We start from the raw sequence: 24704 nt of genomic DNA, 5'->3' as shown, positions 1-24704 counted from the left end.
GTTTTGTGTACCTCGAGTATCCAAGGCTATATCAACGTTTGGAGTGGACAAAATGAAGCTTGGAAGCAGTAAAAGTATAATAGGTTGGTTATTTATCCTCATTGCTGTTATTTTCATCTCGTTATTTTATTTTTATCCGATGCTGCAAGCACTTATCCTATCGTTTCGATCGGGTATGGGCTTGAATTTGGAATTTGTCGGATTGGATAATTACATCCGTTTGTTCAACGATCCGGTGGCATTGACTGCGATCAGAAATACGTTTATCTACTTAATTGTTCAAGTTCCGGTGATGATTCTCCTTGCCATGTTTTTCTCGGTATTGCTGAATAATCCTAATTTGAAGTTTAAAGCTTTCTTTAGAACGGCTATCTTTTTACCGGCTGTTATTTCACTTGTAGCCTATTCGGTTATCTTTAAATACTTATTTTCTACGGATGGAATCATTAATAAATTTTTATTGAATCTGTCTTTGATTTCCGAACCAATCGAATGGTTAATGGATCCGTTTTGGGCGAAAGTACTTATCATTATTGCGATTACGTGGCGTTGGACCGGTTATAATATGATTTTTTATTTAGCTGCGTTGCAAAATGTGGACCATTCGGTTTATGAGGCGGCAAAAATGGATGGAGCCAATTCCTTCCAACAATTTTTCTATATTACAATTCCAATGTTAAAGCCGATTATTCTCTTTACGGCCATTACATCTACCATTGGAACGCTTCAATTGTTTGATGAGCCAATGAACATCACCCGAGGTGGTCCAGGAAATGAAACCTTAACAATTTCACAGTATATTTATAATCTTTCCTTTGAGTACACACCAGACTTTGGCTATGCAGCAGCTGTTTCGTTTGTCATTGTGATTCTGACCATTATCTTCTCCATGATTCAATTTAGACTGGGTGGTGATAGAAAGTGAATAAATTGAAGGTTTTCTTTATCTATTTGATTTTAAGTGTTGCGGCACTCGTCTCTCTGTTTCCGTTTCTGTGGATGTTGATCAGTATGACGAATAAATCGGTTGACATTACCCAAGGAAGTTTAATGCCAGGAACGCACATTTTTGAGAATTTAAGCAATCTCTTTGAAAATTATAGTGTTGGTTCTGCGTTGTTCAATTCATTTTTTATTGCTATTATTGCTACAGTATTGTGTTTAGTGATATCTTCTCTTGCGGGGTATGGATTTGAAGTGTACCAAAGTAAAGGGAAAGACATTGTGTTTACGATTTTACTCCTTTCTATGATGATACCGTTTGCAGCCTTAATGGTACCTTTATTTCGATTGTTTGGGAATATTTCTCAAGTATTTCCGGCCATTGGAGTGGATACCTTATATGCGGTTATTCTGCCGTATGTAACGACAGCATTTTTCGTATTCTTCTTTAGACAAAACACAAAGATGTTCACGAAAGATTTAATCGAAGCTGGAAGAATTGATGGGTTGAGTGAGATTGGTATATTTTTCAGGATTTATTTGCCATCCATGAAGAATACGTTAGCTGCGGCAGGTATTATTTCCTTTATGAACAACTGGAATAATTACTTATGGCCGTTAGTAATCATTCAATCGCCAGAGAATCAGACAATCCCACTATTGATTTCGAATTTAGGTTCCGGATATACACCGGACTACGGCGTGATTTATACGGCGATTGTGATTGGTACGATACCGACCGCACTCGTATTCTTCCTCTTGCAACGATACTTTGTAGAAGGAATGACGGGATCCGTGAAGGGGTAAGTCATTCCTTGAATCTTTTAGAGTTGTAGATTATTGTATTAAATAGGAGAAATAGACAGTTATTAATGAGATAAACGAGGGATACGTATGGAACGTGGTTCGTTTCAATTAATGAAATCAGTCAATAAATCGATAGTTTTAAATAAAATTCGAACAGCTGAACCAACCTCCAGAGCTCAAATTGCGAAGGATACCAAATTAACGCCCCCAACGGTAAGCAGCATTGTGAGGGAACTGATGAAAGAGGGGATAGTTAAAGAGAGTGATCTTGGTGAGTCAAGTGGTGGACGCAAGCCAAAGATGCTCCAGATTAACAGCAACGCTTTCTATGTGATTGGAATTGACGCTGGTCCTGGGACTGTGGATTGCGTGTTAACCGACTTAACTGGAAAAATATTAGAGCGGTCATCATCCTATATTTTAACCAAGCCATTAACGAATGAGGAATTTCTTTCCATATTAATAGAAAAAGTTGATGCTATAATCCATGCTGCTGGTGGCGACCATGAAAAAATCATAGGAATAGGTATCGCAATGCATGGGGTTGTTGATGTGAAAAAGGGAGTTTCCTTGGTTGCTCCAAATTTGGACTTAAGAAATATTCCCATTAAAGCAACATTAGAAGAACATTTCGATTTGATCGTAAGAGTGGAAAACGATGCCCGTGCCATGGCGCTGGGTGAATCGTGGTTTGGCGGCAATGGCGACGTAGATAGTATGGTTGCCGTGAATATCGGCAGTGGTGTTGGTGCCGGCCTTGTAATCAATGGGAATTTATATCATGGGGCACAGGATATTGCCGGAGAATTTGGGCATATGTCCATTGATCTGCATGGTGAGCTTTGTGAATGCGGGAACCCTGGTTGTTTGCAAGCATATGTCAGCGGACAAGCGATTGCGGAACGATACAAAAAACAGTTGAACCTGGAACAAGTGTTGACCGGTGAAGAAATCTATCAGTTGGCCAAGAACGGTGATGAGACAGCGGTTCAATTTTTGCGCGAAACAGGAGAAATCATCGGGATTGGTTTAACGAATCTCATTCATTTAGTCAACCCGAGCAGAATTGTGCTCGGCGGTGGAGTAATGAAGAGTGAGGAATTTACTTTTCCGAAGATTTATCAAACGATTGAACAACGCGCATTAACCGCAGAGGCTAAGAAAACGGCGGTTACCGTCTCCCGTCTCGGTGATGATGCGACAGTACTTGGAGCGGTTTCGCTTCTCTTGGTGGAGTTGTTTCAATAATAGATAGAAAAAGCAGTTAACCCTCGAGTGAAAAGGTTAACTGCTATTTTTGTTATTGATCGATTTGAAACGTAAACACCGTATGCTGTTTGTACGTCTCTCCAGGATGTAATAGGATACAAGGAAAACCTTGATGGTGCAAAGAAGCAGGCGTACCTTTTGTTTCAAAGCAAACTCCAAGGTGTTTCCTCGTTTCACCCTCTCTCAATTTCTGACCGGATTCCAAATCGTTGGCCGTGTACATCACCATTCCTGGCTGATTGGTGCGAACGGTAAGCACGCGCCCGCTGGTCGGTTCTTTCAGCTCAACTTGTACTTCATTAGGACCTTCGTCAAAAATAAAATAATGGTCGTAACCATTATATTTTCCATTAAAGCTCTCACCAAGCACCCGTTCATGACGGAATTCAAACCGTGTTCCTTCTACATTTGTTATGTTTCCAGTTGGAATAAGTTCCGCGTCTAATTCTGCGACACTGCTGCTGTTCATTGTCAGGAAGTGGTCCTGTACCGTATCCTTCAAATTCCCACATAAATTGAAATAGGTGTGATTGGTCAGTGCAAGTGGTGTCGTTTTATCACTTCCAGCTGTATATTCGAGATGTAACTGATTATCATTGGTCAACGTATAGGTAACTGTAATTTCCAAGTTCCCTGGGTATCCGCCACCCTCTTCAGATTGATGGCTAAGGGTGACACCAATCGTTTCGTTTGTTTCAAAAGGGGTTGCTTCCCAAACGACTTGATGTAATCCGGCAGGTCCGCCATGCAGATGGTTTTTCCCATCATTTGCTTGTAAGGAATAGGCTTTTCCATCTATCTCAAAAGCGGCGTCTCGAATTCTTCCAGCAACTCTGCCGATGATTGCACCAAAGTAATTGGGGTTTTCTTGGTAATCCTGGTAATTTTTATAACCGAGAACCACGTTTTCTACTTTTTCATTTCGGTCGGGAACAAGGATCTTTGTAATGATGCCGCCATAGTTCAATACACTAACGGACATGTTCTGATCATTGGTTAGCGTGAATTCCTCCCATTCCCCGAAAATCTCTTTTTTCTCTATCTTCATTCGTTTGTCACCTGCTTATTCAACGTGTCGATAAATCGCTCAAAAGCTATACGCTCTTTGATCACACCGGCATCTTCTAATATTTTCACAAATTTTTGTCCGAGTTCTTCCTTTAGAATCTCTTCGGCTTCTTTTTCATTTGATAGGTGATGATATTTTTCTTGTAATTGATGTGCCCAGCTTTTATGGTGTTCTGGGAGCTTGCTTGTCTTTCTTAGCAAGGAATTTTGTATCTCATGTAATTCATCTATTAATCGAGGGGGTAATACGGCCAGTCCCATTACTTCGATTAAGCCAATGTTTTCCTTTTTAATATGGTGCACATCGGCATGAGGATGGAAAATTCCAAGCGGATGTTCTTTCGATGTGCGATTATTGCGCAAGACAAGATAAAGCTCGAATTCCCCTCCACGGAATGTCGCAATTGGTGTAATTGTATTATGTGGGGTATCCCCAGTGAATGCGATGATATCGGCATCCGGGTCAGAATAATTGCGCCATGTAGTTAATACATGATCAGCTGCATTCACGAGGTCCGCTATTTTTCCCCCTTTCAGACGAATCACCGACATCGGCCATTTCACAACAGATGCGGCCACTTCTGGGAAATCATCCAGCTGAAACGGAAATGCATCCGCTGCTTTCATCATCGCAAATTCATATCTCCCAGCTTGATAATGATCATGACTCAAAATCGACCCGCCGACGATAGGCAAGTCTGCATTGGAGCCAATAAAGTAATGCGGGAATTTATCTGTAAAGGTAAGCAGTCGTTCGAAAGCATCCCGATCAATCATCATGTCTCGGTGTTCTTCAGAGAGCAAAATACTATGCTCGTTATAGTAAACATATGGAGAATATTGCAAATACCAGTTATCTTCTAAAAGAGGAACCTTGATGATCCGGTGATTGGCTCTTGCCGGATATCCGGTTCTGCCTGCATATCCTTCATTTTCCGCGCAGAGCAGGCATTTTGGATAGTTCAGGTCTCGTTTCATCGTCTGTTCTCGCTTGATCTGTTCCGGGTCTTTTTCCGGTTTGGATAGGTTAATGGTAATATCCAATTCACCATACGAAGATTTTGCTTTGAAAGAAATATTTTTCGCAATGCGATTCATTTGGATATAGTTGCTATGTTTACTTAGGTTATAAAAATAGTCTGTTGCTTGTTCAGGGGAGGTCTTATATTTCTCGTAGAACGTCTCATTAATCACAGATGGTCTGGCAATAAAACAGTTCATGATATTAGCGGCTAGGATTTCCTTCTCATCAAAGACATCTTCAATCACTCCCTGTTCAATGGCATAGGAAATGATGGATTCCAGGATATTCGGAATCGTATCGACCGCTGGATTTTCTACTGTTTCTGGGAAGATTTCTAATCTTAATAGATGGATAACTTGGTTCCGGATGTAACGAATATCAGCAGTCTCGATCAATTCCGCCTTTACTGCTTGTTGGATCAGCCCTTCAATCTGTTCATATACCATGATTAATCTTCCTTTCCGTATCCGGTTGGATGCGTAGAATGCCAGTTCCAAGCATCTTCCATAATTTTCGTGATCGCTGTGCGTGTTGGGTTCCAGCCAAGGATGCGTTTTGCTTTTTCCGAGCTTGCAATTAAGATACTTGGATCTCCTGCCCGGCGTTCTCCGATTTTCGCGGGAATTTCTTTGCCAGTTACGTTGCGGGCGGTTTCGATCATTTCTTTCACTGAAAACCCTTGATTGCTGCCGAGGTTGAAGACATCACTTTTCCCATTGTCTCTGAGATACTCTAAGGCTAACAGATGGGCATCAATCAGATCTTCGACATGTACATAATCTCGAATACAAGTACCGTCAGGCGTGTCATAATCTTCACCGAAAATCGTGATGTGCTCTCGCTGAGTCAATGCCGTCTGTAAAATGATTGGTACCAGATGTGTTTCGGGTCGGTGATCTTCCCCGATTTCTGCTGTCTCTCTTGCCCCGGCAACGTTGAAATAACGTAATGAAACATAGTTGATCTCATGGGCTTGTTCGGTCCATTTCATCATTTTTTCCATGGTCAGTTTTGTTTCTCCATACGTATTGGTGGGGTTCGTTGGCATCGTTTCCGTAATCGGTACGGTTTCTTGTTCCCCATATGTCGCTGCAGTGGAAGAGAAGACGATATATTTCACATCTGCTTCGATCATCGCCTGCAACAAAACTTGTGTTCCATACACGTTATTGTCGAAGTATTGGAGTGGTTTTTCCATTGATTCTCCAACAAGCGAGTTTGCTGCAAAATGAATCACTGCATCGATTTTTTCTTTCTTGAAAATGGAACGGATAAAATCAATGTCACGTAAATCCCCTTCGTAAAACGTTGCTTCGGGGTGGACAGCACTGCGGTGGCCTGTTGTTAAGTTATCAACGACAACGACGTTTTCCCCTTGGTCAATTAATTGATAGACTGCATGTGAACCGATATAACCAGCTCCGCCTAAAACTATTACACTCATATTAAACCTCCTCTATTATTTCTTTCGCCCCATCGCCAATTGCAACGGTATAGAATGTCGCTTCATAGCCAATCTTTTCTTTATAAATCTTATTGATCTGTTCTTTGAAGTTCTCGGTTTTTTCCTTTTCCACGATGGCGATTGCACATCCTCCAAATCCGGCACCAACCATGCGTGCGCCCAGTACACCATCCAGACTCCAAGCAGTTTCAGCAATCGTATCCAGTTCTGCTCCGGTTACTTCATAATCATCCCTTAATGAAATATGGGATTCATTCAATAACTGGGCAAAGGCTTCCAAGTTCCCTTGTTGTAATTCATCAAATGCTTGTAGGGTACGAGTGTTTTCATAAACGACATGTTTCGCACGTTTCTGATGCGTTGAATTGGTAATGAAATGCTTGTTCGCCTCAAATTCTTCCTTTGTCAACTCTCCTAAACTGTCAATCTTTAATGCTTGCTGTAAATTCGTCAGTGCCGCTTCGCATTCCGCACGGCGTTCATTATATTTTGTTTGGGATAACTTTCTTTCCTTATTCGTGTTGATAATCATAACGACGTGATCGTTCAAATTTACGGGGGCATAGCTATACTCCAGGGTGTTACAGTTTAATAACATGGCATGATTTTCTTTCCCCATCCCAACTGCAAATTGATCCATAATCCCGCTGTTGACGCCGATGTAGTGATTTTCTACTTTTTGGCCGAGTTTAATCATATCTATCCGATCGATTGTTTTCTCATAGAGTCCTTCCACTAATACGCCCGTTGCCAGTTCAATTGATGCGGAAGAAGAGAGGCCAGCCCCATTTGGGATATTTCCGTAATACAGGATATCTGCACCATGGGAGAGGTTAAACCCGGCTTCCATTACATAAAGGAAGATTCCTTTTGGATAATTGGCCCAGTCATGCGCATCATTAAAAGATAAATTGGCCAGGTCACACTCAATGATGCCTTTTTCCGGAAAATTCATCGAGTAAAATCGTAACGTTTGATCTTCTCGTTTAGCCCCCAGGGCATAGGTGCCATAGGAAATAGCGGCAGGGAAGACGTATCCGCCGTTATAATCGGTGTGTTCGCCTATTAGGTTAATCCGTCCTGGAGCGAAGAAGGTTCGTGGCGTGCGGTTCGTTTGGAAAATCGATTGAAATGCGTTGTTTAATTCCTGTTTCGTTTTCATATTGACCTCCTGAGATGGATAAAGTATTGATAATTCGTTCATTTGATAGTACAATACTAATACACCCAATCTTTATTAATTAATTTAATTAAGTTAATATTAGTGTACTATTATTTTTTTAGTTAAGCAATAGGGGTGATAAGAAATAGATAGAAATGTTGGCGTTTTCATTAAAATATTTACTAAATAGATTAGTGGAGGTTATTATGTCTTATCAAAATGATTTTCAACAATTATCCGTCTTAGAAAAGAATCGATTAAAAGAACGATCCTATTTTATGGCTTATTCGAATGAACAAGATGCACTTACGTACCAACGAAGCAATGCGAATGGGTTCCAACTATTGAATGGACAATGGAAATTCCATTATGCCGCAACGCCAGAGACAGCCCCTGAGAGTTTTTATGAAGATGATTATGATGTGCGTGCGTGGGACGATTTTCCGGTTCCATCGAATTGGCAAATGAATGGCTATGGAAAACCACATTACACTAATGTTTCATATCCTTTTCCGGTAGATCCGCCACACATCCCAAGTGAAAATCCGACTGGGTCCTACCGCAGAGCGTTTTATGTCACAGAAGAGCTGCTGAACGATTTCACGATTCTTCGTTTTGAAGGGGTGGACAGCGCGTTTCATGTGTGGGTAAACGGGCAATTTGTCGGGTACAGCACAGGCAGCCGCTTGGCTTCTGAATTTGATGTCACTTCATTCCTCCGGGCGGGAGAAAATACCATCTCGATCCGCGTGTATCAATGGTCGGTTGGAAGCTACATTGAAGACCAAGATATGTGGTGGTTAAGTGGAATCTTCCGTGACGTTTATTTGATACGAAAACCTGAAATCCATGTATATGATTACTTTGTAAAAACTACTTTTGACGAAAATTACGAGAATGCAGTACTACAAGTAGATACAGAGATCCACTCGCAATTGAAAGATTCATCTTCTTACCGTATAGAGTATCAATTATTAGATTCCACTTACCAGTTCATAACTGGGGATCGTTTAGATGGTGTACTGGATAAGGAGAAGATCCATCTATCTGCAAGTATTCCATTAACATCGCCAAAGAAATGGACAGCGGAAACACCATATCTTTATCATTTGCTCATCCTGTTTAAAGATGGGAATGATAACGTACTAGAAGTGATACCAACAAAAGTAGGGTTCAGGCAGGTAGAGTTAAAAGATGGACTTATTCAAGTGAATGGAGTGCCAATTCTATTTAAAGGTGTCAATCGCCATGAACATCATCCTGATTTAGGTCGAGCAGTTCCGATTGATTGGATGAGAAAAGATATAGAGTTGATGAAACAACATAATATTAATGCGGTTCGGACAGCTCATTATACAAATGACCCACGATTTTATGATTTGTGTGATGAATACGGTTTATATGTCATTGATGAGGCCGATTTGGAAACTCATGGGTTTTCTTTAATTGGAAATATCGATCAATTAAGTGACGACCCTGATTGGGAAGATGCATACTTAGATCGAATGAAACGGATGGTTGAGCGTGATAAGAATCATCCATCCATCATTATTTGGTCCTTGGGAAATGAATCTGGTTTTGGTCAGAATCTAATTAAAATGTCAGAATGGACGAAACAAAGAGATGACACGAGGTTAATCCATTATGAGGGTGAAACGCGTGCCATTATGACAACGTCTAATAATGAACCTCAAGAATTAAATGTGGCGGCGGATATGTTTTCTACCATGTATAGTTCGGTGGAACTCATCGACAAGTGGGGAGAAAGAACGGATTTAGAACAGCCGCATATTTTATGTGAATTCGGCCATGCGATGGGGAATGGACCGGGTGGATTTAAAGAATACTTTGAAACATTCTACAAGCATGATCGCTTACAAGGTGGTTTTGTTTGGGAATGGATTGATCACGGTATACGTAGATACACTCCTGAAGGTGAGGAATATTTTGCATATGGTGGAGACTTTGGGGATATACCAAATGACTCTAATTTTGTCATTGATGGAATGGTCATGCCCGACCAAACACCATCACCGGCATTGGTGGAGTATAAGAAAGTGATTGAACCAATAAAAATGGAGGCTGTCAATCTTGAACAGGGAATGATTCGAATTCAAAACCGATATGATTTTTCAGATTTACGTCATTTAGCAGGCTCTTGGTCCATTTATGCAGACGGTGAATTGGAGAGTACTGGTACAATAGATCTTCCAGTAATAGAAGCTGGAACCTACCGGGATATAGAACTTCCTCTTTCAGTGGCTGCTAAAAAGAAAACAGATTATTGGTTGACTGTAAGACTAACAGAAAAAAATGATACAAAATGGGCTAAGGCCGGACATGAAGTAGCATGGGAGCAGTTCTTAATTCCTGTGTCATTGGAACATAATGAGGAGTCATCTTCGTTACGAGTAAATACAAATTCCCGTTTAACTCTTGAAACGGTGAAAGAAACGAATCAGTTGCTTATAATGGGAGAAACCTTCCAGGTAATATTTAATCAAACGAATGGGGAAATTGATTCTTGGAAGTATCATGAATTAGAAATTCTTGAAAAGGGACCTACGATTAATTTCTGGAGGGCACCAACCGATAATGATCGAATAGGTCAGGAAGAATTTAATACACGGAGTGAAGAAAAAGAATGGAAAACGCATCGTGTACACATGCTACACCAACGTTTGGTTGATTTTAACTATAAGCTTTCTAAAGAAAAAGACTCCGTGGTAATTACCGTAAATAAGGAAATTTCCCCACCAGGGCTTAACTGGGGATTTAAAACAACATTTACGTACCAAGTGGCGAACACGGGAATCATAACACTAAAAGTGGATGGTAAAAAGTTTGGGAAGGGTTCGATTACCTTACCGAAAATTGGACTGCAAATGTATTTGAAAAAATCGTTTGATCAAGTTGACTGGTATGGACGCGGACCTGGTGAATCGTATGCAGACAGTAAGATGGCCAATCGATTCGGAGTTTGGTCTAAACCTGTTAAAGAGTTATTTACACCATATGTGGTTCCACAGGAAAACGGTAATCGCACCGATGTGAATTGGGTATCTCTGACAGGTCAATCAGGGGCTGGATTATTAGCGATTGGCGATTTATTCAATTTCAGTGCCCAACCGTATACGACCGAGAATCTGGAGAATGCGCGTCATCGGACAGATTTAGTAGAGCAAGATTTTATCGTACTAAATATTGACCATCAACAGAATGGTCTTGGTTCAGCGAGCTGTGGACCAGCTGTACAGGGAAAATATGAATTAGCAAATGATGATTTCCATTTTGTTTTTCATTTCAGCGGGTATTCAAAAAGTGAAATCTCTCCAAATGATTTGTCGAAAATGACTATGTAATATATGAAGCAATTATCATTGCACTCACATCGAGTATAGTTCTAGTAAAAGTACTTGCACTAGTTGTGCGAATCGTCAAAGAAACAAGAAAAAAGTAACCTTCCCTCGCCTGATCAAAGGTTAGGAAAGGTTACTTTTTAAAACTTAACCAACTATTCTGGTCACCGCTCTTCATGCGGCATGTAGTTTCTTTGGCTGAGTGTTAGTAGCACTCAGTCTATTTTATTCTAGGTTGTTTCTAAGAAGCATGGGGACGGTTCTTTTGCTTCCTTAAGGAGGTGTACCCTGTTAGAAGTATAAGGACGTGGCAAAGTAAATGAAAACAATCATTACTAATTCAAGTCCCATTTCCCTACCCTCCACTATAATCCCACAAGATTCTCCAAGAATCCTCTGTTTCAACAACATACACAGCCTGCGAAAAGTGGAATTTCCCATATTTCCCTTCATATGTTTGCACCACATTAAATATATAAACATCCTTTAAAACTGGTGAATCCTCCGTCATTTTCCAACTGTCTACCATCCCAACATCCTCAACTGCAAACTCAAAGGTTTCCACGCCAAAATGTCCCATAAAAACATGTGCGCGATCTGTTATGTAAGCCGTTTTACTCCATCTCTCTTGCATGAGGGGATGTAATAACTCCCAGGATTCCGTAAAAGCAGCCTCCTGTTCATAGGTATAAAACGCATTCACTATATTTTTGGCTTGCTGGCTTGGAGAAAACAATGTCAATGGAAAAACGAAAATGACAATACCCACAGCGATGACAAAAGTAGTGAGCAAAATAAATTTTGAATTAGGTCGCTTCCTCAAAGTTTATCTTCCTTTCAATAAAACTGCATATAAAAGGATATGGTAAACAAAGCGAGTTTATTAATGTTTCCGGTTCCGTTATGTAGGGCCTGACACTCTTGATAGCAGATATGTAATATAATACACGTATTGCAGTCTAATATATTCAAGCTCAATTACTACACAAAATAAGGAGAAAAGAGTAATCCCTTCTCACTACTACAGGTTCAATCATTCACATACTGGCTCTCAATCTTTCCTCATTCAGTCTTTTTTGTACAACATATAAAGGAATATGAGTTTGAAAAATTTGTGACAAGGAGAATGCGGAGATTCCTGAGACTGAGTGTTAGAGCCATTTTGTCTTTTTTATCTAAAAGATTTCAAATTTAAATTCTAGCATTCCATTTTCATCCTCAGAAATTGGAGATGCTCACTTAAACCATTAGATTTTTTAGTTTTGAGATTTTAATATTGGCAACGATATATGCTAATGAAATACAACATATGGGAATAGAAGGAGGAGCCTGTCTTTTGTACGTGAACAGTGTAACAAAAGGGGTTTGACAGATCCCTTATGTTACACTGTTAAATGATTCTTATTTCGCAACACTTAAATAGATTAAAAGGAGAAAAATATAATGAAAATACCATTTGAAAAATATACGATATACGTCACTTTTGACGATGATAAAATTTATGAATTAAAGGAAGATTTCTCGAAAGAATTGGTAAGCGAAATGAACATGTCAACTCCAACTAATCCTACATTGGTACTTCATAAACAGCAGTTGGATGTAGCAAAAACTTTTTACAAAGAAAACTCAGTTAATCTTGATAATGAAACATGGAATAATTATTATAAAATTGGTTTTATCACGCTACAAGAATTAAATGAGTTCACTACTAAATAAATGTCTTTATTGGCAGATAGGATAGATAAAACTTTCCAATCTGCATAAGTGCAACTAAGGCTGTCACCGAAAGGCTCGGTAACAACCAAGTTTTCTAATAAATGCGACGTCATTAACCCTCCACCGTAACCTATCCTTCACAGTTTTTCCTACTTGTGCAAAGTGGTCATCATGGACTAAGCATCTTTAAGAAGCCGACCATTAAATTCTTTTGCTAGAGATTGCCTTTCGTACTCGATTTAATGCCGATTTACCATGATGCTTCTGCTTGACTAAAACGTTTACATAAATGGCATCAATAATACTTAGCTGTGCAATCCGAGATGCGAGTGCTTCAGATCGGAAGTCTGTTTCTTCGGATACAGTTGATAAAACTACATCTGCCAATTCACTTAAAGGTGATTTTGCAAAATTAGTAATCGCTATTGTCTGGACATTATTTTCGTTTAGAACTTCTAAAATATCAAGTATATCTCTTGTTGCTCCTGAATGGGAAATAAGTATACCCAAATCCCCTTCGCCCAGCTGTGAAGCGGCCATCATCTGCATATGTGTATCAATCTGCTTATTAACAGAAATCCCTGTGCGAATTAATTTATGATATGCATCCTGGGCAATTACATTTGAACCACCACAACCAAACAATTCTACTAATCTAGCGGAGTGAATAAGGTCGACAGCTTTTTCGATGGCTTGTTTATCCAGCAATTTTAACGTTTGCTCCAATGTAGTTATATTAGCATGAAAAACTTTTTCGGCAACAGCGACCTCATTATCCGTTTCTAAAATCTTCTCATGAATATCTTTAATCGGTTCGACCAATTCCGTAGCTAGGACTATTTTCATTGCTTGATATCCTTTAAAGCCAATTTTCTGACAAAATCGAAAAACAGTGGAGACTGCAATGCCTATCTCATCAGCAACCTCATTAATAGTACCATGCACTATCCGGTGTGGTTGGTTTAGAATATAATTTGCAATTTTCTGCTCGGTCTCATTAAACGAATTATAACTGGAACGAATTCGCATGAGACAATGTTTCATCTCTCCTACAGACATATATGGACCACCCGCCTATTTCAAATTCCTATTGCTATCATAATATGAAACAAATTAAAAAGGAAAGATTTTTTTAGCAAGTAAGAAAGTATAATCTTTCTTACTTGCATAAGTGCAACTAAGGCATTCGCCCAAAAGCTAGGCGTATGCCAAGTTTTCTAAAAGCGATTACAAATAAAAAAATATTTTACGGAAAACGCTTGCACAGGAAATAATTTTCGACTATGATATGGATGTATAGGATAACTTGTATATACAAATTTTGAATAATGGGGGATAAGCCTATGAAACTAGCAATGATAGGTTTAGGAAAAATGGGATTAAACTTAACCTATAATTTAATTGATCATGGCCATGAAGTAGTTGCATCTGATTTGTCGAAATCATCGATGCAAGCAGCAAAGGAATATGGTGCTTCTACTGCTGCTACTCTTCCAGATGTAATCTATCATCTGGAATCACCAAGGATTGTTTGGATGATGGTTCCCGCCGGAGAGCCAACAGAAAAAGTCATAACCGAATTGATGCCAGAAATGCAAGCAGGCGATATTCTTATCGATGGAGGAAATTCGAACTACAAAGATACAATAAAACGTGCACAGCAGCTTGAAGAAAAAGGTATCCAATACTTAGATGTTGGTACAAGTGGTGGCATGGAAGGTGCAAGAAATGGAGCTTGTGCGATGATTGGCGGAGATGAAGGCGCATTCAAGTATGTTGAGAAACTATTTTCTGACACATGCATTGAAAACGGTTACCTTTACACTGGAGAATCAGGAAGCGGTCACTTTTTAAAAATGATTCATAATGGAATTGAATATGGTATGATGCAAGCCATTGCGGAAGGGTTCGATATTCTCGAAAAAAGTGAGTTTGATTATGATTATGAACAGGTGGCAAAGGTCTGGAATAATGGTTCGGTTATCCGTTCATGGTTAATGGAATTAATGGAAGATGCATTTTCAAAGGATGCTCGACTAGATGGCATAAAAGGTGTCATGCATGCTTCTGGCGAAGGGAAGTGGACCGTGGAAACGGCATTGGATTTAAAAGTGGCAGCACCAGTGATTGCCTTATCATTAATGATGCGAAATCGTTCATTGGAGACAGATACATTTAGCGGTAAAGTAGTAGCAGCATTACGCAATCAATTTGGCGGACATGCTGTAGAAAAATAGGACAATCTAGGGGGAAATAATAATGTCATCAACCATGTTGATTTTAATAGCAGTAGCAGGGATTTTTGGTCTATTATATCTAGTCATTCGAACAAAACTGCATGCATTTGTAGCTTTAATGCTAGTCAGCTTACTCGTCGGTATTGCTGCTGGCATGCCGCTTGATGAAGTCATTTCATCGGTAGAAAGTGGGATGGGAGGCACATTAGGTTTTGTTGCCATCGTCGTTGGTTTAGGTGCGATGTTTGGAAAGATGCTTGAAGTTTCAGGTGGTGTCGAACGTTTAGCACAAACTTTGCTTCAAAAATTTGGAGAAGACCGCTCCCAATGGGCTTTGGGGATTGCCGGATTCTTAGTCGCGATACCAGTTTTCTTTGATGTTGGTTTTATTATTTTAGTTCCTATCGTATATGGTTTAGCGAAAAAGACCGGAAAATCTTTATTATACTATGGTATTCCATTGTTGGCTGGTTTAGCAGTTACACACAGTTACATTCCACCAACTCCTGGACCTATTGCCGTAGCGGATCTAATTGGTGCAGAGCTTGGCTGGGTTATTCTATTCGGTATTCTTGCCGGTATCCCATCCATGATAATCGCTGGTCCGCTTTTTGGAAAGTATATTGCTAAGAAAATCCATGTAACCGTACCAGAATATATGAATTTTGAAGAAAAAGAATACGAAAAAGATTTGCCAGGATTTAAAATGATTGCAGGAATTATTTTAGTTCCACTAGTACTTATTTTACTCAATACGTTATCTACTGTGATATTTGCAGAAGGCCATATTGTAAGGGAAATCACAACATTTATTGGTAATCCAATTGTTGCGTTGCTTATTGCTACATTATTAACGTTTAAGCTATTAGGAACAAGAAGAGGCTATACGAAACAAGAAGTTCAAGATATTGCAACGAAGGCATTAGAACCAGCTGGTATCATTATCTTAGTTACTGGTGCTGGTGGTGTGTTCAAACAGGTATTAATTGATTCTGGTGTTGGAGAGGTTCTTGGTCAAATGATGGCAGGCTCTTCACTACCACCAATCTTACTTGCTTTCCTTATCGCAGCGGTTGTTCGGGTTGCACAAGGATCTGCAACTGTATCCATGGTAACAGCAGCTGGGTTAATCTCACCAGTTATTGACATTTTAGGAATGGAAGGTCCAGTTTTAGGCCTAATCGTTATCGCAATTGCCGCTGGCGCAACCGTTCTATCCCATGTCAACGATTCTGGATTCTGGTTAGTAAACCGATACTTTGGTCTGGATGTAAAAGATACACTAAAATCATGGACAGTTATGGAAACAATTATCGGTCTTGTCGGCTTGGGTGTTGCCCTTGGACTAGGATTGTTTATTTCTTAACTAAACCATTGTAGAGGTACAATACAATTTGTGCCTCTTTTTTATCTTTTTATTTAGGAAGAAGACTAGAGGGATAGGTTTATCGGGCCAATAAGACGATCTTATCAGTGGATCAAGGTGACTAGTCCTCGCAGTTCTTCAGACAGTCTGATAGGGTAACAGTTTCCTTATCATCTTACTTAAAGACTTTTTTGCGAGATGCAAGCTACACACAATTAATAGATGAATTAGTTCGTTTAAAATTAGAATAATGCAATACACGAGATTAATAAATACGAAGATATTATTGAAAAGGGTTGTCCCACAAAGTCAGTAAAGATGAAAGTTGTTCTGTCGGCTAGCTTTCCAAAAACAAACATAGAAATCACTTAGATTATAAACGCTACAAATAAAAAATGACCTACCTATTAGGCAAGTCAAGTTCGCGGTATGCTTCCTGATATTTCCCACCTGCAGCAACCTCAGCATGGTACAAAGCCTTCAGTGCAAAGCTTTTCTCAAGATTATGTTCTTTCATTATTTTTTTTAACTCTTTTTGCAATTCTTCATTGTCCATCACTAGTTTTTTCATTTGGGATGTATAATATTTCATCTGCCGCTTTATCTCCTTTTTGTATTCAATGATTCAGTAAGTATAGCATTCATACTGTGTAATTGCATTATTGCCTTATAATTGCTAACACAACCTCTGTCTAAATCGCTTAAATAAGAAAGAAGTCTAGTCCACTAGCTTGTTAAAGCGATAGCGAACAAGGGAATTGACCCATCGGCCCTTTAAAGGTGAAGGGGAGGACAAGACACCTGTCCCTGTGTCCGCTCTGGTGTGTTAATGAGTATAGAGGCAATTAGAGCATACCGCGAATTAGCAATTCAGTACGGAGCAGATTTATTTGTAAACGAAGTCGTTGAACGCATGGATATCCAATCTAATCACGTGACAATAGCACTGAAAGATAAACATCTACATGGAAGCCAATTGATAATTACAGCTGGAAAAGGAACAAATGAAATAACTGCTTTATTTGATCAAGAACTACCTCTAACCCCTACTTGAAAAACTTTTTCATGGTTTGAAGCTTCGGAAGAAAAGTATAAAATCGGTTCATTTCCTGCTTGGTCCTTTGACGATGGGGAATCGATTTTCTACGGGTTTCCATCTATTGATCAAGCCGGTCCGAAAATTGGTAGGCATGATGGGGGATCCCTTTAACAAATGGAGAAGTACTAGCATCCTTTGGTTCTTATACGGAAGATGAAGAAGATGTAACTGAATTTGCTAAACAAACGATGAGCGAGAAATTCATCCATAAGCTAGGAAAAGTATGTACATACACAAATACGCCGGATGGTGATTTTATTATCGATCGATTCAAAGAACACCCCCATGTAATAATCGCTTGTGGTTTTTCTGGCCATGGTTTTAAATTCAGCAGTGGTATAGGTGAAGTATTGAGCCAAATGGTTATCTCGGGAAAAAGTAAACAAGACATATCATTTTTTAGTTTGAGAAGGTTTTAATAGGTACACGGGACAGGTGCTGCTTCTGAAATATTTTCATTGATTAGACTGAGTGGTGTTAGAGACACTTGGTCTTTTTTTAGAAATAGCCAAAAATGAATTATACCATTATTGTCTATTGTCGACTCTAAAGTTAATTTTATCTATATCTAGCGCTTAAGTAAACTTGCTTAATTATGAGTGGATATGGATGTCACCATTTAAATATAAGCTAAGAAAGGAATGCTTAAGAAGCGATAAGGGTCAGAACCAGACTCGGGAAATCTAACCGTCCGGAATCGTAGGGAGCTGCAGGAAACGCGATTCTACATGAATGCGAGCCTGTCATCTACTCGACTCCCAGATGACAGGCACCTAGAATGGTAAACTAGGTACAGTGTTTTCATTATTTTCTATTAATTATTGTTAAATACTTGATTTTTACTAAAGATTGGTTATTATATAGTAGTATATTACTAATTATATAGGAGGAGAAACATGCGGAGAAAGAATTTTACTAGGATGTTTAGCGCGTTATCCGCTTTTGCTCTAGGACTTTCGATGCTCTTAACGCCGGTGCAAGCTATTGCACAGTCACCTTCAATTTTTGAAGATGATGCTGAAGGTGTAACAGAGCAAGAGAAAGTAGTGGAAGAAGTAGGGAATGAAGTTGAAATTACAGAAGAGCAAGAAGAAACGGAAGTAGTTGAAGACACGGAAGCAGAAGAGACAGAGACTGCTCAACATGAAGTTTCGGATGAAAACGAGTCTACTACTGAAATTGTTGAACAAGAAGATTTAGTAAGTTACGAAGAAGAGATTGCTGAAAATGAAGATGAACTAGAAGAAGATACGTATTCTAGTGACTGGGAAGAAATTGAGGAACATTATTTCGATTTAGACATTGATGACTATGCAACATTTAATTCTATCACTCTATATTGGGAAGCTTTAGGGGATATCGGAGTAGAAAAATATGAGTTATATCTGGATGGTGAATTAATAACTAGTGTATCTAGTGATACTACAAGTTTTACATTCACCGACCTTGATATCAATAGTGCATACGGAATTGAGCTTCTTGCTGTTCTTCAAAATGGTAATTATTATGGTTATTATATTGAAGTAGAAACCGACTGGACAGATCAAGAACGTATCCCGGTCTCGATTATCACCATGGTAAACGAATACCTGAATTATAGTGATAAAATAAAAATTCGCGGACTGGATGAAGAGAATAAAGGATTTGTTTATGATGAATGGATCGATTCAGATGAAGGCGACATACATATGATTCCGGGAAATTATGAAGTAATCCTGTACGATTCACACGATCCTAGTATTTCAGAGGCAATCAATATCGAGATAAAAGAGGGTATTGATTATATTAATAACCCAATCCAATTGCAATTTAGATTGAAAGAAATGCGAGAGGCAGCAGAGCCGTTTGAATATGAAATTACTGCTGTTGACGAGACTTCTTTTACAATGAAATGGAATAATGTTTCAAAATTGCTAGGATTTAATTTTTACGTTTATTCTGATGAGTTCTATAATGACTATGACTTTGTTACAAATGATGCAAACGAGTTTACATTTACAGAGTTAACATCAAATGTACTGTATGATTTAGGTCTACGTTTAAAATATAATTATGATTTAATATCATATGAAAACCTTAAGGTTAAAACACAAGGTGAAGATGCTGAAGCTCCTGTTGTAAATTTTGAAAATGAGATATTGATGAAAGAAGTGGCAGAACTAGTTGGTGTTCATACACGTGAAGTAACCGAAGCGGATATGGCATACCTATACGATTTATACTTATATGATAACGAATTAGTGTCTTTAGAAGGACTTCAATTCGCACATAACCTTACTAGCTTAGGAGTTTGGGGAAATGAATTTATAGATCTTTCTCCATTAAAAGGGTTAAATAAATTAGAATATCTTGATTTATATAATAATGAGATAAGTGATATATCTTCTTTAGAGAATTTAACAGAACTTCGCAGCTTAGATTTATACGATAACAATATTAAAGACATAGCTGTATTGAAAGCACTTACTAAGCTCGATTCCATAAACATTGGGTACAATGAAGTTGAAAATCTTGAGGCCCTAGCAAGTTTAACTGAGTTGGAATATTTGATGTTATATAGTAATCAGATTTCAGATATTTCACCATTGGCTAGCTTAAGTAAATTAGGATCTTTGAGTTTGAGTTCTAATAACATTTCAAATATCGATGCCTTATCTAATTTGAATTCTCTTTATGACTTGTATCTGGATTCTAATGAGATTACAGATATTATTGCACTTGAAAATTTATTTGAACTAAGATACTTATCACTGTATAATAATGAAATTTCGGATATTACACCGTTAAGTAACTTAACCAATCTTTCTAGTTTAGAGTTAGGTAATAATAAAATTGAGAATATTGATAGTATCTCAGGAATGTACGATTTGTACTATCTTAGCCTTTCGCATAATGAAATTGCAGATATTACTCAGTTAGAGAACCTATTTAGTCTTGAACATTTGTATTTATACGGCAATAACATTACGAATATCGATGCTTTAGCTGGCTTAACTAACTTAAGATCACTAGACTTAAGCTATAATCCAATTGTCGATTTCAGTGTCTTAAAAGAACTATTAAGCTTGCAAACAGTATATTTATACGGCATAGATCTTTCCGAAGAAGATCTAGAAATTTTGAAGTATCTTGCAAATGACGGTGTGGCCGTTTATTACGATGATTACAAGGATTGGAACGACTGGGAAGATTGGGAAGACTGGGATCCTGAATATATTGATTGGGAAATAGTAGAGGAAGTTTTCCCTGAAGATTCTGGGTTCATTATTGATTATGAAAGAGGAGATATCATACTTGATGTGAGTGGTAATCAGGATGTGGAACAAATTCAGCTTACTCCTCGGCAAACTCAACTATTAATTGAAAATAATCAGCAACTATCCTTAAAGAAAGATAATGTAGAAGTAAGCATCCCAGCTTCAAGTTTTGATTCGAACGATGAGCCAGTTACCATCAGTATGGTGGAACAAGAACGTACACCAAATAGCCTAAGTGCTACCTATGACTTTACAATTAAACAAGGTACACGGACGATCAGTACTTTTGATGAAGGTGTGTCACTGACGTTTAATGTAAACGCAGATCGTGCGAAGAACCCAAACAACTTAAAAGTATTTTATTATAATGAGGATCTAGGAAAATGGGAAAATGTTGGTGGAGCATACCATAACGGAACTGTAACTACAGTAGTTGCTCACTTCAGTATCTTTACTGTATTTGAAGTCGAACCTGATGAATCAGGTAATGAGATAATTGTTGAAATCGAACCTGAGGTAACAGAGCCAGAAAATAATGATGGCGAAAATAATAATGAACAGCAAGAACAAGGCAATGAAGATTCTGGTGATCAATCAACTGATGAAAATGAATCAGAGGTAACAAATCCTGAAGGCGCAAAAGAGCAAGATGAAAAAGAAGAAACTGAAGGTCGAGAAGGCAGTTCTGATGAAACAAGTTCTAATGACGAAAAATCAGAAGTAGATCATTCTGTTGCTAACGAAGAATCAGGCAATGATGGAACAGATAATGGTAAAGAAGCCAGCGTAAATGAAACTACTCAAGCTGAAGAAAAACAAGAAGTTCAAGCTGGTAAACTGCCAAATACAGCAACAAATATTTACAAGATGTTACTGTACGGGGCAATCCTGCTACTAGCAGGTACGTTGACTTTACTTTTTAGTATAAATCGAAAGTCAAAAGCAGTTAAATAATGATAGTGAGAAAGGGACAAGTCATGCGGCTTGTCCCTTTCTTTAAATATTAAATTTATTATGCTCCCCCCTGTCACTTCTCGAATTAAAGCGATTGAAAAGAGAAGAGCGGTGGTCGGGTGGTTTTCTTGGCGGGAGAGTAGATGAGTTCCGAAGCGGTATGTGGAAGAGAAGTGTTTTTATGTTTAGTTTGTGGACAGGAAACGATTTGCGCGCTAAACATAGATGAATTTTCCCGTTTAATCGACGTACATCTAACAGAGAGTCAATCAATCATTGTAGATGTTCCACCTGGAGGATCCATGCATGTAAAAGGAACATTGGAAGTATTGGATAAATCATTAAGACATAATTCTTTCCCGGAAGAATTTTTTGATAGATCATTAGAAGTTGTAGAGTGAGATTATAAACACTTTCCACATCTACTGAATCGAAAAAGAAAGTACATCTTTTAAACTAAATTCTATAGAACTTTAGCTGGGTCTTAAATTTTCTATAAGTATTCAAGGGGGAAGCCATGGAGAACAGTTTGGATAAAATAATACAGAACAAGCTAGAACAAGTGATAACAGTATTTGATGAAATTCAAGGTTGTTCAATTCAAAGACTGAAAAATGATAAATTACTAATTGCCAGTCCTACACCGGTACCATGGAGTGAGGGTTTAAAGCCACAATACAATGAATCGATATTTAAGATAGGATATATTATGCCCAAGAAAACCTGCCTAGGCCTGTATATAGATTTTCCAGTAGATACATTAACCTACAAAGAGGTTTCTCAAATAATTGATTCTAATAATCAATTATATTACGCTTCTCAAGAAGAACGTGTCCGTTCCAGAAGGAGCTGGTGGCGATATCGTACTGGTGAACATTTCAACAGTATTCATTTGGTGCTACATTTAGATCGTTTATTAGAATATGATTTCGATAGAAAAGAACTGAGATATTTATTTAACAAGATTGTAGTTTTGGGTAAGGGGTAAGACTTTTAAGAGATGTCGCTAAAGAATCCAGGTGCCTGACCCCAGCCGCTTGGAAAGTCAGTGATTTAAGGGTGGCTGCATGATGCGATGAACAAGATGTATAAAAAGTTTAAAGAAGAAAAACTTTCTCTTGGGTAATAATGCAAATCAGTGAGGCTGAAATCGGATTTTTCACTATTCATTTTGGAGGAATTCTGGAAAAAGGTAAAAAACATTCAGAAAAGATAAATGCTTTGGTTTTCTGTTCAAATGGTTCGTCCAATTCCTTTAAGGCTTTCTTTGTTAGCCTGATTAGGTTTCTACTGAATTATTCATAGAACAAAGGGGCAATCATAAGGTCTATAGAACCTGACCTTAATGAATAATAATCCACCGATGCTCTATTATAAATCTATTAATCTATTAATCTAGTAATGAAATTTCTCATGCAAATGTGTATACTAGTAAATATTGACTATTACATAAGGAACATAAGTATGAGAAAAAATTTATTTTTGGTATTAACTGGTCTTATTTTAGTGATTTTAACAGGATGTGGAAGAACAATAGCCGAAACGGAAAAAGATGTTCTTAAATCTACTAATCTCATCGAAGAAACAAATGCGGAGGGGAAGCCAAATCGTAAGCTTGCCGATACATATGATGTCGTATATACGTTGGATGAAGTTATGACACTGGTATTTGAACAGATTCTGCCAGTAGATGAAACAATCCAGCTACTCGATATGCTGGATAAGTACGAGATTAAAGCGACATTTTTTGGTTCAAGTGAGCAACTGGAAATGAATCCGGAAGCTGCAGAAGAAATAATCAAACGAGGATATCAGATTGAAAATCATGCATTTTATGAAATGGATCTGAAGGAACTAGATTATGATGATGTATATCGTCTTATCAAGGAAACGAATGACATAATCGAAACAATAACCGGACAACAAGCAAAGTATGTTTATGTGAATAGCAAAAAAGAGTATGACGATATTCATGCAGTTGCGGATGAGTTTGCTATGTCAGGTGTAATCAATTACTCTTCCAAAATAAATTTTTCAGACCCGGAAGATGAAAGGAAAATAAGGGAAGAGATGAGGAATGCCATTGCTCGTGGTGGAATATTGGCTATGAACCCTGATCATATGAATGCAATCCCGTATTTGATGGAAGCCGTAGATGAAGTGGATTATAATTTTGTTTTGTTAGATGATCTCATCGATCTTGACCAAGGGAGAAAACCTTTTGCAGAAATCCCTGGTGCGGATGCTATTCAAGTAAATCCAAATATGGAAGGTATAGAACCTTTCTTGCATTATCAGGAGAAGACAGATCGAAGGGAAGTTGCATTAACATTTGATGACTGGGCAAGTGAAGCCGTCGTACTCGAAGTTCTCGATATACTGGACAAATATAATATTCAATCTACATTTTATTTAAAGGCAAAAACGATCCATAAAAATCCTAATCTGGCTCGTCTGTTAATTGAGCGCGGACATGAAGTGGCAAATCATACATATTCTCATTTAGATTCAACAACAATATCACCTGAAGAATTGCAAAATGACGTGTATAAAGCACATAAAATTATTACCGAAGCGATTCAGGAGCAACCAACCTTATATTTCCGTCCTCCGTTTGGGAGAATAGATGATCAATCGGCACAAGCTATAGCCGCCATGGGTTTTCAGGCACTTGGCATGTATGATATCTCTTCTTATGATTGGAACAGTGAATATTCTAAAGAAGATGTCATTAATCGAGTGATGACGAATGTACAACCGGGAAGTGTAATTGTGATGCACATTTTGAATGATATTCATACACCAGGTGTACTTGAAGATGTCATTCTGTCTTTGCAAGCGGAAGGGTATGAATTTGTGCTGACATCAGATTGGATTGAATGATAGATGTTATGCTTCCTTAGTTAACGTGTTTGCGACTTCTTACTATCTTGTTTAGCGAAAATTCATTCAAATGTCCCATTCAAAGATATTAGTTGA

The 24704-nt window shown here is 38.3% G+C and carries 20 protein-coding genes; 13 read left to right on the top strand and 7 right to left on the bottom strand.

Going from position 1 to position 24704, the window contains the following annotated elements; translation table 11 throughout:
• Positions 1-52 precede the first annotated feature (52 nt).
• The 3 genes from MN204_RS00630 (at position 53) to MN204_RS00620 (ending at position 2997) form a co-directional block, all read left to right on the top strand.
• On the top strand, positions 53-925 hold the full coding sequence (locus tag MN204_RS00630) for a carbohydrate ABC transporter permease (RefSeq protein WP_249869136.1): 873 nt from the start codon (positions 53-55) through the stop codon (positions 923-925).
• Positions 922-1749, top strand: a complete 828-nt coding sequence (locus MN204_RS00625; RefSeq protein ID WP_249869135.1) for a carbohydrate ABC transporter permease — start codon at positions 922-924, stop codon at positions 1747-1749. Before MN204_RS00630 ends, MN204_RS00625 begins: the two co-directional genes overlap by 4 nt.
• Before the next feature lie 87 nt (positions 1750-1836).
• Positions 1837-2997 (top strand): ROK family transcriptional regulator, encoded by a 1161-nt coding sequence (locus MN204_RS00620; RefSeq protein WP_249869134.1) that lies wholly within the window; start codon positions 1837-1839, stop codon positions 2995-2997.
• 52 nt (positions 2998-3049) lie between these two features.
• Here MN204_RS00620 and MN204_RS00615 read toward each other — a convergent pair whose 3' ends face one another.
• The 4 genes from MN204_RS00615 to MN204_RS00600 are packed head-to-tail and all read right to left on the bottom strand — an operon-like array spanning position 3050 to position 7737.
• Positions 3050-4066 (bottom strand): aldose epimerase family protein, encoded by a 1017-nt coding sequence (locus tag MN204_RS00615; protein WP_249869133.1) that lies wholly within the window; start codon positions 4064-4066, stop codon positions 3050-3052.
• A complete protein-coding gene (locus MN204_RS00610) occupies positions 4063-5556 on the bottom strand; it encodes a UDP-glucose--hexose-1-phosphate uridylyltransferase (protein ID WP_249869132.1) in 1494 nt (497 codons plus the stop codon). The genes MN204_RS00615 and MN204_RS00610 overlap by 4 nt, the downstream gene beginning before the upstream one ends.
• Positions 5557-5558: 2 nt before the next feature.
• Positions 5559-6554: a UDP-glucose 4-epimerase GalE gene (gene galE / locus MN204_RS00605; RefSeq protein ID WP_249869131.1), complete on the bottom strand. Its 996-nt coding sequence runs from the start codon at positions 6552-6554 to the stop codon at positions 5559-5561.
• 1 nt (position 6555) lies between these two features.
• Positions 6556-7737 carry a galactokinase gene (locus MN204_RS00600; protein ID WP_249869130.1) on the bottom strand — a complete coding sequence of 394 codons (1182 nt, stop codon included), beginning with the start codon at positions 7735-7737 and terminating at the stop codon, positions 6556-6558.
• A gap of 206 nt (positions 7738-7943) precedes the next feature.
• On the opposite strand from MN204_RS00600, the gene lacZ reads away from it, so the two are divergent.
• Positions 7944-11099, top strand: coding sequence for a beta-galactosidase, LacZ type (gene lacZ / locus MN204_RS00595; protein WP_249869129.1), 3156 nt, complete (start codon positions 7944-7946; stop codon positions 11097-11099).
• Between the two features lie 352 nt (positions 11100-11451).
• On the opposite strand, the gene MN204_RS00590 is transcribed toward lacZ, so the two are convergent.
• Complete coding sequence (locus MN204_RS00590; RefSeq protein WP_249869128.1) at positions 11452-11919, bottom strand: hypothetical protein; 468 nt, start codon at positions 11917-11919, stop codon at positions 11452-11454.
• A 620-nt stretch (positions 11920-12539) separates the two neighbouring features.
• On the opposite strand from MN204_RS00590, the gene MN204_RS00585 reads away from it, so the two are divergent.
• The gene (locus MN204_RS00585) at positions 12540-12812 is read left to right on the top strand and encodes a hypothetical protein (RefSeq protein ID WP_249869127.1); all 273 of its coding nucleotides are present in this window, start codon (positions 12540-12542) and stop codon (positions 12810-12812) included.
• 201 nt (positions 12813-13013) lie between these two features.
• Here MN204_RS00585 and MN204_RS00580 read toward each other — a convergent pair whose 3' ends face one another.
• On the bottom strand, positions 13014-13871 hold the full coding sequence (locus tag MN204_RS00580; protein WP_249869126.1) for a MurR/RpiR family transcriptional regulator: 858 nt from the start codon (positions 13869-13871) through the stop codon (positions 13014-13016).
• Between the two features lie 284 nt (positions 13872-14155).
• Between MN204_RS00580 and gnd the strand changes: the two genes are divergently transcribed.
• Complete coding sequence (gnd, locus tag MN204_RS00575) at positions 14156-15049, top strand: phosphogluconate dehydrogenase (NAD(+)-dependent, decarboxylating) (RefSeq protein ID WP_249869125.1); 894 nt, start codon at positions 14156-14158, stop codon at positions 15047-15049.
• 22 nt (positions 15050-15071) lie between these two features.
• Complete coding sequence (locus tag MN204_RS00570) at positions 15072-16415, top strand: GntT/GntP/DsdX family permease (RefSeq protein WP_249869124.1); 1344 nt, start codon at positions 15072-15074, stop codon at positions 16413-16415.
• A 400-nt stretch (positions 16416-16815) separates the two neighbouring features.
• Here MN204_RS00570 and MN204_RS00565 read toward each other — a convergent pair whose 3' ends face one another.
• The gene (locus MN204_RS00565) at positions 16816-17007 is read right to left on the bottom strand and encodes a hypothetical protein (RefSeq protein ID WP_249869123.1); all 192 of its coding nucleotides are present in this window, start codon (positions 17005-17007) and stop codon (positions 16816-16818) included.
• A 237-nt stretch (positions 17008-17244) separates the two neighbouring features.
• Here MN204_RS00565 and MN204_RS00560 point away from each other — a divergent pair, with 237 nt between their 5' ends.
• The 6 genes from MN204_RS00560 (at position 17245) to MN204_RS00540 (ending at position 24608) form a co-directional block, all read left to right on the top strand.
• Positions 17245-17469 (top strand): hypothetical protein, encoded by a 225-nt coding sequence (locus MN204_RS00560; RefSeq protein ID WP_249869122.1) that lies wholly within the window; start codon positions 17245-17247, stop codon positions 17467-17469.
• Positions 17470-17615: 146 nt separating this feature from the next.
• Positions 17616-17933: an FAD-dependent oxidoreductase gene (locus MN204_RS21420; RefSeq protein ID WP_368858638.1), complete on the top strand. Its 318-nt coding sequence runs from the start codon at positions 17616-17618 to the stop codon at positions 17931-17933.
• Positions 17934-18410: 477 nt separating this feature from the next.
• Positions 18411-21725, top strand: a complete 3315-nt coding sequence (locus tag MN204_RS00555; protein WP_249869121.1) for a leucine-rich repeat domain-containing protein — start codon at positions 18411-18413, stop codon at positions 21723-21725.
• 143 nt (positions 21726-21868) lie between these two features.
• Entirely contained in the window at positions 21869-22126 is a 258-nt protein-coding gene (locus tag MN204_RS00550; protein WP_249869120.1) for a hypothetical protein, read from the top strand.
• A gap of 116 nt (positions 22127-22242) precedes the next feature.
• A complete protein-coding gene (locus tag MN204_RS00545; RefSeq protein ID WP_249869119.1) occupies positions 22243-22713 on the top strand; it encodes a hypothetical protein in 471 nt (156 codons plus the stop codon).
• A 476-nt stretch (positions 22714-23189) separates the two neighbouring features.
• Positions 23190-24608, top strand: a complete 1419-nt coding sequence (locus tag MN204_RS00540; RefSeq protein ID WP_249869118.1) for a polysaccharide deacetylase family protein — start codon at positions 23190-23192, stop codon at positions 24606-24608.
• Positions 24609-24704: the final 96 nt, after the last annotated feature.

Source organism: Oceanobacillus saliphilus (assembly GCF_023522835.1).
Taxonomy (GTDB): domain Bacteria; phylum Bacillota; class Bacilli; order Bacillales; family Amphibacillaceae; genus Oceanobacillus; species Oceanobacillus saliphilus.
The sequence above is the reverse complement of the archived record's forward strand: the minus strand, read 5'-3'. Positions and strand labels throughout refer to the sequence as shown.

Coding starts and splice junctions, on each gene's coding strand:
- MN204_RS00560 (WP_249869122.1), top strand. CDS start 17,245: ATGAGTATAGAGGCAATTAGAGCATACCGCGAATTAGCAATTCAGTAC.
- MN204_RS00580 (WP_249869126.1), bottom strand. CDS start 13,871: ATGTCTGTAGGAGAGATGAAACATTGTCTCATGCGAATTCGTTCCAGT.
- MN204_RS00555 (WP_249869121.1), top strand. CDS start 18,411: ATGCGGAGAAAGAATTTTACTAGGATGTTTAGCGCGTTATCCGCTTTT.
- MN204_RS00565 (WP_249869123.1), bottom strand. CDS start 17,007: ATGAAATATTATACATCCCAAATGAAAAAACTAGTGATGGACAATGAA.
- MN204_RS00630 (WP_249869136.1), top strand. CDS start 53: ATGAAGCTTGGAAGCAGTAAAAGTATAATAGGTTGGTTATTTATCCTC.
- MN204_RS00620 (WP_249869134.1), top strand. CDS start 1,837: ATGGAACGTGGTTCGTTTCAATTAATGAAATCAGTCAATAAATCGATA.
- gnd (WP_249869125.1), top strand. CDS start 14,156: ATGAAACTAGCAATGATAGGTTTAGGAAAAATGGGATTAAACTTAACC.
- galE (WP_249869131.1), bottom strand. CDS start 6,554: ATGAGTGTAATAGTTTTAGGCGGAGCTGGTTATATCGGTTCACATGCA.
- MN204_RS00610 (WP_249869132.1), bottom strand. CDS start 5,556: ATGGTATATGAACAGATTGAAGGGCTGATCCAACAAGCAGTAAAGGCG.
- MN204_RS00570 (WP_249869124.1), top strand. CDS start 15,072: ATGTCATCAACCATGTTGATTTTAATAGCAGTAGCAGGGATTTTTGGT.
- MN204_RS00600 (WP_249869130.1), bottom strand. CDS start 7,737: ATGAAAACGAAACAGGAATTAAACAACGCATTTCAATCGATTTTCCAA.
- lacZ (WP_249869129.1), top strand. CDS start 7,944: ATGTCTTATCAAAATGATTTTCAACAATTATCCGTCTTAGAAAAGAAT.
- MN204_RS00615 (WP_249869133.1), bottom strand. CDS start 4,066: ATGAAGATAGAGAAAAAAGAGATTTTCGGGGAATGGGAGGAATTCACG.
- MN204_RS00585 (WP_249869127.1), top strand. CDS start 12,540: ATGAAAATACCATTTGAAAAATATACGATATACGTCACTTTTGACGAT.
- MN204_RS00550 (WP_249869120.1), top strand. CDS start 21,869: ATGAGTTCCGAAGCGGTATGTGGAAGAGAAGTGTTTTTATGTTTAGTT.
- MN204_RS00545 (WP_249869119.1), top strand. CDS start 22,243: ATGGAGAACAGTTTGGATAAAATAATACAGAACAAGCTAGAACAAGTG.
- MN204_RS00540 (WP_249869118.1), top strand. CDS start 23,190: ATGAGAAAAAATTTATTTTTGGTATTAACTGGTCTTATTTTAGTGATT.